Origin of the sequence: Flavobacterium sp. MAHUQ-57 (assembly GCF_051908335.1) — a bacterium.
Taxonomy (GTDB): domain Bacteria; phylum Bacteroidota; class Bacteroidia; order Flavobacteriales; family Flavobacteriaceae; genus Flavobacterium.
In genome coordinates this window covers 1517485-1531930 of sequence record NZ_JBPZTE010000007.1, presented here as the reverse complement: position 1 = coordinate 1531930, position 14446 = coordinate 1517485, and the positions used below count along the sequence as shown (strand labels likewise).

11 protein-coding genes are annotated in these 14446 nt (G+C 36.0%); 6 read left to right on the top strand and 5 right to left on the bottom strand.

Annotated features, from left to right (window positions below):
- Positions 1-32: 32 nt before the first annotated feature.
- The 5 genes from ACS8MM_RS14945 to ACS8MM_RS14925 form a co-directional block, all read right to left on the bottom strand.
- The gene (locus ACS8MM_RS14945) at positions 33-5210 is read right to left on the bottom strand and encodes a hypothetical protein (protein WP_379718368.1); all 5178 of its coding nucleotides are present in this window, start codon (positions 5208-5210) and stop codon (positions 33-35) included.
- 8 nt (positions 5211-5218) lie between these two features.
- On the bottom strand, positions 5219-5824 hold the full coding sequence (locus ACS8MM_RS14940; RefSeq protein WP_379718365.1) for a hypothetical protein: 606 nt from the start codon (positions 5822-5824) through the stop codon (positions 5219-5221).
- On the bottom strand, positions 5808-6380 hold the full coding sequence (locus ACS8MM_RS14935; protein WP_250601657.1) for an OmpH family outer membrane protein: 573 nt from the start codon (positions 6378-6380) through the stop codon (positions 5808-5810). Before ACS8MM_RS14935 ends, ACS8MM_RS14940 begins: the two co-directional genes overlap by 17 nt.
- 209 nt (positions 6381-6589) lie before the next feature.
- A complete protein-coding gene (locus ACS8MM_RS14930) occupies positions 6590-7162 on the bottom strand; it encodes a hypothetical protein (protein WP_379718362.1) in 573 nt (190 codons plus the stop codon).
- Positions 7163-7526: 364 nt separating this feature from the next.
- Positions 7527-7844, bottom strand: coding sequence for a hypothetical protein (locus ACS8MM_RS14925; protein ID WP_379718359.1), 318 nt, complete (start codon positions 7842-7844; stop codon positions 7527-7529).
- Positions 7845-8182: 338 nt separating this feature from the next.
- On the opposite strand from ACS8MM_RS14925, the gene ACS8MM_RS14920 reads away from it, so the two are divergent.
- The 6 genes from ACS8MM_RS14920 to ACS8MM_RS14895 all read left to right on the top strand — a co-directional run bounded on the left by ACS8MM_RS14920 (position 8183) and on the right by ACS8MM_RS14895 (position 14387).
- Positions 8183-8590 carry a type IV pilin protein gene (locus ACS8MM_RS14920; protein WP_379718356.1) on the top strand — a complete coding sequence of 136 codons (408 nt, stop codon included), beginning with the start codon at positions 8183-8185 and terminating at the stop codon, positions 8588-8590.
- A 71-nt stretch (positions 8591-8661) separates the two neighbouring features.
- Positions 8662-9075: a hypothetical protein gene (locus tag ACS8MM_RS14915; RefSeq protein WP_379718353.1), complete on the top strand. Its 414-nt coding sequence runs from the start codon at positions 8662-8664 to the stop codon at positions 9073-9075.
- Between the two features lie 2 nt (positions 9076-9077).
- Positions 9078-10481 carry a GspE/PulE family protein gene (locus ACS8MM_RS14910; protein WP_379718350.1) on the top strand — a complete coding sequence of 468 codons (1404 nt, stop codon included), beginning with the start codon at positions 9078-9080 and terminating at the stop codon, positions 10479-10481.
- Between the two features lie 33 nt (positions 10482-10514).
- Entirely contained in the window at positions 10515-12689 is a 2175-nt protein-coding gene (locus ACS8MM_RS14905; protein ID WP_379718347.1) for a type II secretion system protein GspD, read from the top strand.
- Positions 12689-13894, top strand: coding sequence for a hypothetical protein (locus ACS8MM_RS14900; protein ID WP_379718345.1), 1206 nt, complete (start codon positions 12689-12691; stop codon positions 13892-13894). The genes ACS8MM_RS14905 and ACS8MM_RS14900 overlap by 1 nt, the downstream gene beginning before the upstream one ends.
- Complete coding sequence (locus tag ACS8MM_RS14895; protein ID WP_379718342.1) at positions 13878-14387, top strand: hypothetical protein; 510 nt, start codon at positions 13878-13880, stop codon at positions 14385-14387. The genes ACS8MM_RS14900 and ACS8MM_RS14895 overlap by 17 nt, the downstream gene beginning before the upstream one ends.
- The last annotated feature ends 59 nt before the right edge of the window (positions 14388-14446 follow it).

Here is a 14446-nt window from a genome sequence, read left to right as displayed (position 1 = left end):
CTTTTTTATTTACAAAACTATTTTTATGTTTTTTATAAATTTTTGTAATGTATCTTGTTCTCTGACGAAAGTTTGAAACCACCGGTCAATCCATTAGACTGATCGTCAAACACTTCCACATAGGTCTTAACCAGTCGGCCGGCTGCATCGTATTCGAATCGGGTCGCGATACCATTATTTCCGATGATATGTGTCATCTCATCCCATTCATTATACACATATCCCGTTACCGATGAAGCAATAGGACGCAGCATGATGTCGTCATAATATACTGTCGCCCCCGCTTTGGCAATAAGCGAAACAGTAGTAGCCGCAGTGGTCATATCAAAATAATGCGTTTTCAAAATCCAGTCACCTGCCTGTTTGCTAGGACCGTTAAAACTAACTGTAGCACCATTAATCAAGAGTCTTGCATAACCGGCATTATCCTTATGCACCCAAACATTCAGCTTATACCTTCCGGCTTTGTGCTGGTTGTCTTTAAGGTCAATATTAAGTTTACCCGGACTGTTTACCGCCAAACTGTATTTTCCTGAATGTGATTTTGTAATATCACGGGTGGCACCGTTAAGACTCATCCCCGGTTCCAGCCAAACACCATCAATATTTTCAAGGCCAGAATAATACAATTCATTGTATTTAGCGTTACCCACAGCAGTAATCTTTGTTTCTTTGTCACCCATTTTGGTCGCCGCATGGTTATTATTGACATCTTTGGCTTCCAATGTCATCGAATAGTGGTCATATTTAGTTACCTCTGAAATTTGCTTCCAATTAGACGATTGCCCAACTCCGATATTCCAATTGAAATCGTCATTGAAATTTCGGAAGATACCATCATCCTTTTGTCCGTTCCAGATAAACATTTTATGTTTACGCCAGATCTTTTCCTTATCGGCCGTTGGTGTTACCAGGTTACCCTGTATATCCTGATACGTCCATTCATTGCTCCAGGTAGTAATCCCAACACCGGTTTCTTTCCATACATTGTTATCTAAAATATAAGTAAACTCAGCTGCTTCCTGAGAAAGCATGTTACGATTATTAACATTTTCGGTCTTTGAACCCATTGCGCTGTATTTTGTATAGGCAGGGACAACTTTGGTTTTAAATATCTTACCGTCACTTGTCTCTTTTCTTGTTTCCAATAGTTTACCGCTCAGGAAATCATACTTATCATAATATACAGTGGAAGACTTTCCATTTTCAAGAACCGTAACAGATTTTTCAAAACTAGGATAATCTTGCAAACTTAATAAATGCACATATATACCCTGCCCTGTTGTACTATGGGAAGTTGAGCTAAGGAACGAGGATTCTTTAACTCCAGTTTCATCAGTCCCATTTCCACCTATCTTATTATAACAAACACTTCTTTCGGACAAAACCTGTCCCTGGTTATTATAGATCTTTAATCTTTTTAATGCACCCAAAAGACCATAATTTGATTTAAGCTCTCCATAATGCCCCGTCATATTATAAGTATCTTGAGATCCATTCTCAGTACGATAACTGACAAATGTTTTTTGATACCCATTAGCATATAAAATATCTCCATAAGAAACACCACTAAAAAACTGGTTATTTTCATTGGAAAGACCAAACCAATAATTAGCCGGCTTGATAACATTAAACTCATAAAGATTTTTCGATACTAGTTCATCATTACCATTTTTTTTACTAACCGTAACATATTGATAATTGACCCCAGGCGCAGGCAAAAAGGTCAACATCGGAATAAATTTATATTCATCAAACGGAGTATAGGAAGTTATACCTGAGATTTTCCCACTATATGGATTTAAATAAGAATAATCTTCCTTGGAAATAATCGCATTGGAACTCTTATCTCTTAGTGAAACCGACTTAACCCTTAAGCCTCCACCAGGCTTACCATTTGAAGAATAATATTCAGGATTACCTGTTCTGGAATCCGGGGTAGTATAGGTATCAAAAGGGATAATCAAACCAACCATATCCAATTTTGGCGGATCAGTATTTATGTTCGCATAATTATAATTGGAAGGATAGAAATCCTGTTCCATCATTCCATAAAACAATGTGTTTTCAGTTTGCTTTAAAGTAACTTCAAACTTCGAATCAAGCCCTTGTCTAGTAATTTTATAATCTTCTACTTCATAACGATCAAAATACCTTTGAGTACCTTGCTTAAACTCTAAATTAACTTCTTTATTTTTATGAAAAAAAGTAGAAAACCCATTACTTGGATCGTAACTTGTATTTGAAGTTATATAAAGCTTACCATCTTGCTTAATAAAGTCAGTTATTAAATAACCATAAGATTGGGGTTGTGAAGTTTTTTTAAAACCATACGGTCTGTTTACAATGTTAGATACATTTGGCTTTTCATCGATAATAGCCTGACGTCTATAGGAATCATTTTCATATTCGAAATTAATTTCACCCCCTGTAGGTGTCTCTATTTTACTCAAGCTCCAAATCTTCGAATTAGTTTTATGATAACCCCAAACATCTTCATCTGATTTATTATAAACCAAGTTTTTATCGTGGTAATCAAACTTATAAGCAGGCATATAAGAAACATCATTCTTATCATGAAATTCTATACGCTCTAAAGCTAACCTTCCTTTTTGAGGCGAATTAGAGTTGACAGTTTGCTTGGCCAATTCATAATTATGGATAAACTTTAAGTTCTTACTTGATTTCCCCTCAATATTCAACCCTTCAATATCTTTCTCATCCAATACATTCTGGTGTAGGTTGGTTTTAAAATAGCTCAGATTACCACTTCCTGTATCACTAAATAAATCATTGATATTCATTATAAAAGAATCTTCTCCTAAATATCCTTTTACATTAGTATAGCCATAGCCTTCATAGGTATATCCTTCAGAATTCGTTGTTAAATTCCCTCTGCTTTTATTTACAAGATCTAAATCCTTATTCTTAATCAATAAAACTTTATCCAGGGCTAACGAGTAAGTTTTAGGTATATCCAGATAAGCATACTTACCTCTTTTCCCTTTAACCCTGTTATGAGCAACTGTATATGAAGTCCCGTTAGCATAATAAAACACATCTCCCTTACTACCGAACTTCAAATCGGTTCTTTGGGTGACGTACCTTGAACATTTACTTCGGTCAAATTCAGTAGCATTATTAATTTTAGAACTATAAATACTCAACGTATTACTCTCGTCATCCTGCCTCATTTTTTTCACAAACAAAGCACTATGTGTTCTGGTTTTTATCACATCCAGATAATAGACTTGCTTTCTTCCCCAGTAATACCTGTAAGTAGGATCTTCCGTTGGATTTTTAGAAGGAGTTTCTTTATAACCAACATGGGGAGACCTCCACAAATAACCATCAGACCACTTACCGTATTGAAATTCGACCCAATACCCATAATCCTGGTCGTCTACCTGTCCATTCAAATTTGAATCAATATAATCCGGTCCGGTTATTGCCGTCAACAACCAATGAGTAGCATATTTATATTTTTGCGAAGACTCATAAAATTTAGAATTCTCGTTGTTTTTATCACTCAAACTTTTAAAATGGGACTCCATCTGATAGACCGGAAGCGAATAATGATAAGTCTTTCCGTCAACTGTAGTTACCCTATAAGCACCAATTCCTTTAAGCTCCGAAGTAAAATCAGGATTATCAGACCTGCTAATACTTTTCGCTTCAATAAAACCGGGAGCATTTCCGGAAATAATCTGTTCGTTTGTAAACGTTTCTACAAAACTACCTTCTCTTAACCTGTTCCCATTCTTAATTAAGTCTCCTGAAGGAGCTACAGTTTGACTGTAGACACTGCCTTGTCTGGGAAGATTTGGAAGATTACCAGCAAAAATCTCATCCCGTATTGCATTAAAAGCGGCTTGATTAACAGTTCCGTTTGAAATTAATTCCCGTTTGTTGTTTCTTAAAAATGAATTAATGGAACTTGAGAATCTAAAATTAATTTTCCCTCCTAACAAATTGTTATTATCTATAGTAGGGCTTACATTGTAACCGGGTCTTGAAATAAATTCCTCACTTAAATTATAAGGGATTATTTGCCCTGACATTCCCTGGGCATCAACTCTATAACCATCATAATTAGTAATCAATCCAAAAGCTCCAGAACCAGTATACCCTTCATATTGTGTATCAAAACCAAATGAATAACCTCTTCCCAACGAAGTCATTTCAGTATCGGTCTTAAAATCCCCAGATAGCGTTGGTGAAAAGACATTATTATATGTTTGTCTCAATGTTTCATCAGGAAAGCCTATTTTATAAGCCTCAGGGTAAAGTGATCCCGATTCCGTAAAATTATTGATATCAAAAAGAGAGTATTCAACCCTTCTATGTCCATAATTAAACCAGAAAATCCCCAAATTAACTCCTGTTTCACTATTCGAAATTTTAACATCATACTGTCCCTGTGTGGAAGTATTTGTACTTTTTGAAATTCTTATATTAGAGTTGCTACTCGTTTCTCCTGTGGTAAATGACGTATCCAAACTATAATTAAATATCCCCGTATTTACACCAACACTACCTTTTAAATCATTATTGATCACATCATAATTTAACGCTACATTAAGGCCATAAGCTCCAGCTGATCCCAAACCTACGTCTAAACTAGCCCCGTTGGTTCCGATATTAAACCCACCTACACCTACACCCCATTGTCCATTTGTCCCTATTGATCCAGTTAATCCGCCATAACCAAGCATAACATTTCCACCAAATGCCTGATGACTACCCCAGGAAGCTCCTAAACCAACAGTTACTCCATTCCCAAAAGTTCCACCAATTGAAAAAGAGAATGAATCAACAGTATCACCTGCATCGTAAAAAAAGTCTGAAGTCTTTTTCTGAAACCAGTCATCTGGAGTACCATTTACAGATCTGTTAATTGCCCCAGGATTCAAAGTCCAGCCCAAACCTACCCACGAAGCCTCCTGTTCCATGGCAATACCAGCATGATAGGATAACGCTAACGGATAGCCTCCTTCCGGGCTGGGCACATTTATTAACGGCATCACATAAGACATGTCACCTGTTGCCAAGTTGACCATATCAGTAGCATCCACAGGTTCAAAACTGGCTGCCTCAGGAGCTACAGGCCCATTGTTATTTGCATACAAATTAGCAGGCACTAACGTTGGTAAAAAAATCAATAAGAAGAACGTAGCAATCGCCCTTCTGAATTTATGACTCGTATTCATATAATATATTAAAATCGTAATTGGGGTTCGTCTTTCAGCTCGCTGGTTTTGACTTTGAATTTTATTTCACCGGTATCCAGTCCTAAATCTTCAATCGTGAAATTCAGGTACTCTTCTTCCATGAATTTTTCATCTCTCGGATACACAATCATCAAGGTAGTAGCATCAGTCATACCATACATACGCGGATAAATGAAATCGGCCATGGCTAATGTATCCTTCTTAGGGGTAAACAAATGAACTTTCTCCTCCATCCCGAATGCAAGATCATTAACCATCTGCCCGAAGCGTTCTTTATCACGCGCCAGGCCATTAAGAAGTTCCTGGTTGTTTTTCGACATCGACAAATTGAAATAAAGGTATTTCCCGTATTGGGCACGAAGTTCTTCTACCTGTTTATCAGTATACTTATCTGACAACTCTTGCTTAACCAGTAAATCGGTAGGACGGTATTGCAATGTATAATCAACTCCGTTCACCGTTTTTTTGTACTGATATCCGTTATCTTCATCAGTGATAAAAGCAGTCATTTCTTCCTGCGAATCAAATGATTTTCCGCAAGAAGAAATGAATAATACGCAAAGAAAAAGTAAAATACTATTTTTTACCTTCATACTCTGCATTCAAACCTTTTAATACATCTTCGGTCAAATCACTTGACTCATCAGCATACATGATGTTTCCTCCTCCGCTTGCTCCAAAAATGATTTTGTAACCGTGTTTTTTTCCGTATTCTTTCACGTAATCATTGATTTCATTGATTACGGTTTGTGTAATTTTCTTATCCTCTTCTTGGATTTGTTTTTGGATTGCTTCCTGATATCCGTTGATTTGCTGTTGCTTGTTACCTAACAATTCCTGCTTCAACTTCAATTCTTTTGGAGATAAAGAGGCACGCTCTTTTTCGTAAGCTTTCAATTCATTTTGCCATCCGGCTACCAAAGAGTCAATATTAGCCTTCATGGTAGCTGCTTTTTTATCGAATTCAGCTTTGGCACCAGCCGTTCTTTTATATCCTTGGATCAATTTATTTACATCAACATAAACTAAATCCGAACTGTTATAACTCTTGAACAACCCGAATAAACTCAACAATAATGCCGCTGCACCTAAAACAACCGGTAATCTTTTCCCTGTCATCAATCCTTTCAGAAAGCCTAATTTTTCCATTATACTATTTTTTGCGCAAAACTAGTTCTTATAAAATTCATTCGCAATGGCATGATTGAATATTTTTATTAAAATTTCCTTACATCATGAAAAGAAAAAAGCAAGATTTTACCTCTTGCTTTTTAATTATAATATTAGTCTGGAAACCATTACATTGCTATCCATTTCATAGGAAATTTTGATTAAAAATCAAGACCTGATTAAAAGCCTTACCATGGAAGGATTAACATTTTTTTTAATTTCTTGTCAACAAATATAAATTGAACAGAAGAACTCCCTTCATCATCAACAATTGAAATTGTATCAGAAAAAGAATCTTTCTTATTAACTTTAAATAAATTTAAAACTTCATCTTTATTCATACCTATATCAACTCCGAACTTTAAAGTCACAAAACTTTTATCAGAAACATTAAGACTGTCCAACATCACTTTTTCATTAGTTTTATAAAACCTTGCAGAAGAGTTTCTTTTTTGAAAAGTAATTAACGTATCAATACCATCTGTATATTTATTGACTGTCGTAGTCTTGTGCACATCATAGGTGCCTTTAAAAAATGAAGATAAATTTTTATCAAAAAAATCAAACTCTCCTAAAGGCGCATTTGCAAATTCATTATTTATTATCTCTGTTTTTACAACAAGACTATCAGCAGATACAACCTTATTATTCAATGATTCTTTGCTTTTCACGGGCGATAATTCTAGATTTTTTTTATTTTCGGAGTTATTATTACAACTAACTAGAAAAATTAAAATCATCACTGTTCCTAGTACTTTCATATCTTTTATCGTTTTGGTAAATTATCAACAAATGGATTGTTGCTGGATTTGGCCTATTATTACTATTTCCCTTTTTCCAAATTTCATAATGTAAGTGGGGTCCACTACTTTTCCCTGTAGAACCCACTCTGCCTACTTACAGACGCATATACATTGGCTCCATTTATCTGACCTCCAAATTTACAAACTATATCTAATCCATTATGATGTCGCGCTTGCAAGTCACCCCAATCATCTGTTAGACACATTTCTCCATATACAGACGCTCCATAAAAACCATTATCTGGCTTTACATTAGTAACTATAGCCTCTTGAGCAACAGGATAATAACACCCGCTTTCTTATTACCCATCCATTTGATATCTCATTGTGTAACTTTCCCTGAATCACTGTTACCAAAAGCTATCACATTATTATAACTATCTTTAACTGAATAAGCTGATCCAATATTATTGTAACCATCAATTTTATCGCTACCATTAAACCAAACGATTTCTCCTGTAGGATTACCATCAGCATCTAATTTCTCATAGAAGTCATCTGTATCACCACCATCCGGATCAATCTTACCTACCGGGTTATTACCCATCCCTAAATAAGGCGAAAAATACTGCCCCATAGGATCCACAGTCAGCCATCTCCCAAATCTTCCGTCCCATAATCGCAACTCAAAAGCTTCCATCTCTGTTTACCTCACAGACTCTTATTTACATAAGTGTTCGGTGAGTGCTTCGCAATTCAGGGTCTTTCTCCTGTCCTTGGAAAGCGTAACGGTAATTGGCATCGGTGATTTACTGGTTGGACAACGACATCCCGAAAGAACGTAAAACAAAAATACTTTTTTTACAAACAATCCTGACTACTTAACAGAATATATTTAATTTCATTAAAAGACTTTTTCAGGTAGCTGTGTAATACAATTTTGTTTTCAACATCCTCCTTTTCAAAAAAGTGAAATACAAAAAACATTAACTAAAAGATAGTCTCAAAAAAATTATATTTGCAGCCAAATTTACCGTCATGAAAAAATCATTCAGAAAAGTCGCTTCTTTCAACCTACAGGAAATGCTTATTGTACTGGCTATCATAGGAATACTGCTATTGATTGCCCTGCCGAATCTTATGCCACTAATCACTAAAGCAAAAAGTGTTGAAGCACAAACGCAGTTGAAAGCTATTTTCAATGCTGAAAAACAATATTTTTTCATGAACTCAAAATATAGCACTAGTCTAACTGAACTCGATTTCGAAACGCCCAAAACAGTAAAGGAAAATGGAAGTGCAAACTACCATTATGAAATCATTCAGGCCTCAAACACAAGCTTTAAGGCACGCGCTACTGCAGTTACTGATTTCAACGGCAACGGAACGTTCAATGTTTGGGAAATTGATCAGAACGGAAATCCAAAGCAAACCTTAAACGATTAATGGTATTCGTCAAGATCTTCATAGTAATCTGTTTCACGGGAATACTCGTCCAGGATTACAAATCCAGATTTGTGTATTGGTTTTTGTATCCATTAGTTGGTATAGCCGCTTTAATACTCCATATTGAAAAGAACGGAATAGAAATCACATTATTGAACAGTGCTTTAAACCTAGGATTCATTACAATACTACTGTCTATAGCTTTCCTATATGCTCACTATATAATGAAGGTCAATTTTCTAAAAGAAGCTTTTGGAATTGGGGATGTATTGTTTTTTATTTCTATGGCATTTGCATTTGCACCGTTCTCGTTTGCAATTCTTTTAGTATTCTCCATGTTATTCTCATTGGTAATCCATTTCTTTCTGAAAACGAAACAAAAACACAACTCTTCTATACCATTAGCAGGCTACATGTCCTTATTTTTTGGAGCACTATATATATTGAGTTTTTTCACAAACCTTGCTGTAATTTATGCATTTTAAAAATGAAAGAGAATTTAATACCTGTCGAACTCCTGCAGCTCGTATCTGTTGACCAAGCATACCATTACAGAATTGTACCATACAAAAAAGAAGGTGATAAAATCACTTTCAAAACAGACGCCATTGATTTAAACCAGTTACAATCTGAACTTGAAATCATATTTGGACTCAAGGTGATTCTTGATGAAGAAACCACCGAAGCCATCAACAGGAACCTATCATTAAACTACCGAAAAACAACGGCAGATACCGTGTCAGAAATGCACTACTCAACTGATTTCCTGGAAAAGATATTAATGGAAGCCAAACAGATTGGAAGTAGTGACATTCATTTTGAACCTTTTGAAAAATCAGCCCGTATCCGCTTCAGACTCGACGGAAAACTAAAGGAACACTACCTCATTCCTTCAGAAGAATATCCGGTACTAATTAACAAAATCAAAATCAGAGCACATCTCGATATCGCAGAAAAACGATTACCTCAAGATGGTAGAATAACAATCAATACACCTAATGAAGATTTTGACATCCGTGTTTCGGTACTACCTTCTTTGCATGGTGAAAAAGTAGTACTGAGAATTTTAAACCGCGATGCCAATCATATCAACCTATCTTCATTAGGATTTACAGAGGAGGAATTGACACTTTATAATGAAGCCATCCGAAAGCCGAACGGTATTCTCTTGATTTCTGGACCAACCGGATCAGGTAAAACAACAACGTTATACGCCACTTTAAAAGCACTCAATCAACCCAATGTAAACATTCTGACGGTAGAAGATCCTATCGAATACACCCTTGAAGGAATAACTCAAGTACAATTAAAAGAAAACATCGGACTTGATTTTGCCGCTACGCTGAGAACTTTTCTTCGTCAAGATCCGGACATCATCATGGTAGGAGAAATCCGCGATGCCGATACCGCCAACATGGCCATAAGAGCTGCCTTAACTGGACACTTAGTTTTATCCACCATACATACCAATTCGGCCTGGGCGACAATCTCGAGATTGATTGACATGGGAATCCCTCCGTTTTTGATTGCCGGCACACTCAACATGAGTATTGCTCAACGATTGGTCAGACAGTTATGCAACCACTGTAAAGTGAAATCAGAAGTCTCAACGGATATTTTCCCTAAAAGCTTCAACATTCCAAAATCACTCACACATCATTTTGAACCAGTGGGTTGTGAACATTGCCATCAAACAGGATACACTGGAAGAAAAGCAATTTATGAAATACTACCCGTCACTGCTGAACTTAGTAACGCGATAAAAGACAATCAGTTCTCAATTGAAAACTATGTCATCGAGAAAAACCTAACCACATTGCAAAAAAATGCAGTGGAACTTATTAGTAACGGAACGACTTCAATTGATGAAGTTTTTTCATTACTTCTATAATTCAATTATATTTGCCGACTTTATACAAAATTTATGAAAAAAATAATAGGGCTTTTACTTTTGATTTCTAGCCTAAATGTCTTTTCACAAGACGCAAGAATTCAAAATATAAAGAACAATATTGAAGCAATTTCAGCCGACTCTCCAGGATTGACCGAGAAAGTTAACATCAATATCAAAGAAACCACTTTGACAAGCTTTCTATTGGCAGTTTCCGAAGTACATAAAATAAACCTGAGCGTAGCTCCTCAATTGAACCAAATCAACATTGTCAATAACTTTACCGATGTGACCGTGGCCGATCTTTTGGTGTTTTTATGCAAGGAATACAATTTAAGTATCGACTTTACCGGAAATATTCTTTCTATAAAGACCTACGAAAGACCGGTTGAAAGACCAACAATAAAACCAATTCTTGTCGATTACAATGCACAAGAAAATCTATTGTCGGTTGATCTAAAAGACGACAAATTATATGATGCATTCAAGAAAATAATGGATGCAAGTGGAAAAAACCTGGTTTTTGCACCCGGACTTGAAAACAAGTTACTAACCAGCTACATCAAAAACATGCCTTTTGAAGCAGCACTGAATAAAATTGCCTATGGTAACAATTTGGCAGTAACAAAATCAAAAGATAACTTCTACCTAATTGATGAACTAGAAGGCAATTACAACTTCGACCAAAATACAGAAAAAGGAAACACTACAGCTGCCAGACAAAACAAACCAGTACGCTCTAGAAAATCCAATTTCTTCTTTAATGTAATCGATCAGGATAAAAAACTATTAGAAGTAGACTTCGAAAACACGCCGGTTTCAAATATTATCTATGATATCGGAAATGAATTAGGTATCGACATGTACATCTCCAACCCAATGGAAGGCGCAGGTAACGCTACTTTCAAAGCAAAAAACATTACTTTCGATAACTTATTGACTAAATTATTTGAAGGAAGAAATCCTGCATCTTCAAACCAGTCGGGCAGTGAAGACAATTATGGCTTCAAGAAAAACGGCCTTCTGTATTATTTCGGATTGAAAAATCAGTTAACCCTGAGAAGCATCCGTACGGTTCCGCTTATGCACCGCTCTATTGAACTTTTAGGCAATCCGGGAGGTTCTGACGGCAGAAGCTCAGGAAGACTTAGCAATAATTCGGGCAATTACACCAATTACTACGGGAACAGCAGTAACAGTCAAAGAAATTCCGACACAAATTCATCCTACAACAATACCTCTTCCTATGGTAACAATCCGTCAAATCAAAATACAAATTACGGTAGTTCTTCAGGAGCATCTGGTGGTTCTTCTTCATCTGAATCGATCATATCCATCGTTCCGGATGAAATTAAAAAGGATTTGGATATCCGGGTAGACAAAGAGCTGAACAGCTTTATCGTAAGTGGACCGGAATTGAACATCGCCCGTTTTGAATCGTTTGTCAAATATATCGACAAACCAGTTCCTGTAGTACTAATCGAAGTAATGTTACTTGAAAACAATAGAAACGCAATAGTAGAAACTGGAATCAGTGCAGGTATTGGTGACAAACCGGTTACTACTAAAGGTAGTGTTTTCCCTGGAGCAGACATTACTTTAGGTGCTGAGACAATCAATAAAATAATTAATAATTTTGATGGATTCGGATCACTTAACATCGGCAGTGTAGTCCCTAACTTTTACCTTAGCCTTAAAGCATTGGAAGCAAACGGAAATGTAAAAATCAGATCCACTCCAAGACTTTCTACTTTAAACGGTCATAAAGCCTTTTTATCTATTGGTGAAACAACTTATTACGTAGTAACTAACCAAAATTTCTATGGCTCGCAAATACCTCAGGCTTCGGAAATTAAAAATTACCAGCCTATCGATGCAGAACTCTCCGTTTCAATCATGCCTTTGGTTTCAGGTGACGGACAAATAACCATGGACATCAAAGTAATTCAATCTAGCTTTAACGGCCAAAAAGTAGACAAAGACGCTCCCCCTGGTATAAATTCAAGGGAATTCACTTCGATTATCAGAGTGAAAGACCAGGATTTAGTAGTATTGGGTGGTCTTGAAGAAAAAGTGAAAAACGACTCAGGATCGGGCGTTCCTCTATTGTCAAGAATTCCAATTATAAAATGGTTCTTCAGCTCAAGAAAAAGGGAAGACTCTAAGAAGAAACTAACAGTATTAATCAAGCCAACTGTTATTTATTAATGAAATCTAACGGATTAAAAAAAAGCTTGCTTGGCAAAAAGTATATAGGGCTCGAGCTATTTTCTTCTGATGCACAGGAGAAAATAGCCGTACTTGAAGTCGTGCAGAAAAAAGACGAGTTGTCTATCTTTAAAGAAGACATGAGAACTTTTAACGACACTACTCTAAAAAGTCTCGACAACAAAACGCCTTATTTCCTAACAATCAATACCAATTTAGTAATCCAAAAGGAAGTAGCTGACAATGACCCAAACGATTCTAAATTACTTCAAAAGCATTTTCCCAACTTAAATTTCAATGAGTTTTATTATCAAATATGGCGCTTAAAAACCAAGAGCATCATTTCGATAGGTAGAAAATCACACATAGAAGAGATTCTAACGACTTTCAAAAAAAACGATATCCCGATCATTCATCTGAGTCTAGGAAATTCCAACATGCAGCTAATCCAAAAATATTCAGAGGCTACCAGCATAACAACCAACATTCATACAATTGCTTTGATTGGTGAGGACAACATCTTGACTAAAATAGCCAAAACAACCGCTGTATTGTATCATCTAAACGGACTAGAAATCAGAAACACGCAACTATTGTCTTTTGCAAGTATTGTAAGTTACTTATCAGCTACCGCCAATTCGGGTGAATTACAAATTAAAAACGGAGAACTGGAAGACAACTTCCTTCAAAGCAGACTGTTCCGAAAAGTACTAACCGGAGCGGTATATTTTCTTCTGGTAGTACTATTGGTGAATTTTCTGGTCTTCAACAGCTATTTCAAAGCAAACTCAGAATTGGACAAACAGATAGAAAGTACAAACTCCTCAAATCTGAACACCAGTCAAATCAAAAAAAGAGTGGCGCAAAAAGAACTTTCAATTGAAGAATATTTCCATAACGCCACGGTAAAGAAATCTGGCAAAATTGCTTCAATCACCAGACTGGTGCCGGGTACAATAGCACTGACTACTCTGCATTTTAATCCTATGGAAACAAAAAATGAGGATCCCACCAATCTTCTTTTCAAAGAGAATACTATCAGCATTTCGGGGACTTCAAACAGTACTGCCGATTTTACAAAATGGATCGGAAAATTGGAAAGTCTGGATTTTATCTCAAAAGTCAATATCTCCAAATACGGGAAAAACGAAGAAAACAAAACACTTTTCGAACTACAAATAGGAATCGATGAAAATAAACAATAAAAATAAAATTCTTTTTTTGGGTGTTTTCACTGTCTTTTATCTTGCTTATCATTTTGCAATTTCAAAGACAATGGATTCCCGTAAGGAAAATAAAGAAAAGAAAGCACTGGTGGAAAACGCACTGAACGGAATTTCTGTAGAGCAGTTACTGCAAAAGGAAAAACAGGCAGACGCACTGATTCAGCAATTCAAAATTACCGGAACTAAAAAAGAAAACTTCCAGAATTTCCTCCTGAAAGAGATTGATAGATTATGTCTGGAAACCAGAATAAACATTCATGATTTCAAGGAACCCACAGCAACCAAGGACAACAAAAACACCTTCTACTATATCCTGACTGTTGAAGGGAAGTTCAACAATACCCTGAAATTCATCAACAAACTAGAAAACAACCACAATGTGGGCAAAATAAAGAGCATCGCATTCTCTAAACTATCCGATTACAACACCAAAAGCGAAAAACTTTATACCGAAATTGTACTTATAAACTAGCACATATCTGCTTGTGTACAACTTATACGAAAGCGATAATTCTTTACCTATATTTTTAT

Coding starts and splice junctions, on each gene's coding strand:
- ACS8MM_RS14920 (WP_379718356.1), top strand. CDS start 8,183: ATGAAAAAATCATTCAGAAAAGTCGCTTCTTTCAACCTACAGGAAATG.
- ACS8MM_RS14925 (WP_379718359.1), bottom strand. CDS start 7,844: ATGGAAGCTTTTGAGTTGCGATTATGGGACGGAAGATTTGGGAGATGG.
- ACS8MM_RS14905 (WP_379718347.1), top strand. CDS start 10,515: ATGAAAAAAATAATAGGGCTTTTACTTTTGATTTCTAGCCTAAATGTC.
- ACS8MM_RS14945 (WP_379718368.1), bottom strand. CDS start 5,210: ATGAATACGAGTCATAAATTCAGAAGGGCGATTGCTACGTTCTTCTTA.
- ACS8MM_RS14895 (WP_379718342.1), top strand. CDS start 13,878: ATGAAAATAAACAATAAAAATAAAATTCTTTTTTTGGGTGTTTTCACT.
- ACS8MM_RS14930 (WP_379718362.1), bottom strand. CDS start 7,162: ATGAAAGTACTAGGAACAGTGATGATTTTAATTTTTCTAGTTAGTTGT.
- ACS8MM_RS14900 (WP_379718345.1), top strand. CDS start 12,689: ATGAAATCTAACGGATTAAAAAAAAGCTTGCTTGGCAAAAAGTATATA.
- ACS8MM_RS14940 (WP_379718365.1), bottom strand. CDS start 5,824: ATGAAGGTAAAAAATAGTATTTTACTTTTTCTTTGCGTATTATTCATT.
- ACS8MM_RS14910 (WP_379718350.1), top strand. CDS start 9,078: ATGAAAGAGAATTTAATACCTGTCGAACTCCTGCAGCTCGTATCTGTT.
- ACS8MM_RS14935 (WP_250601657.1), bottom strand. CDS start 6,380: ATGGAAAAATTAGGCTTTCTGAAAGGATTGATGACAGGGAAAAGATTA.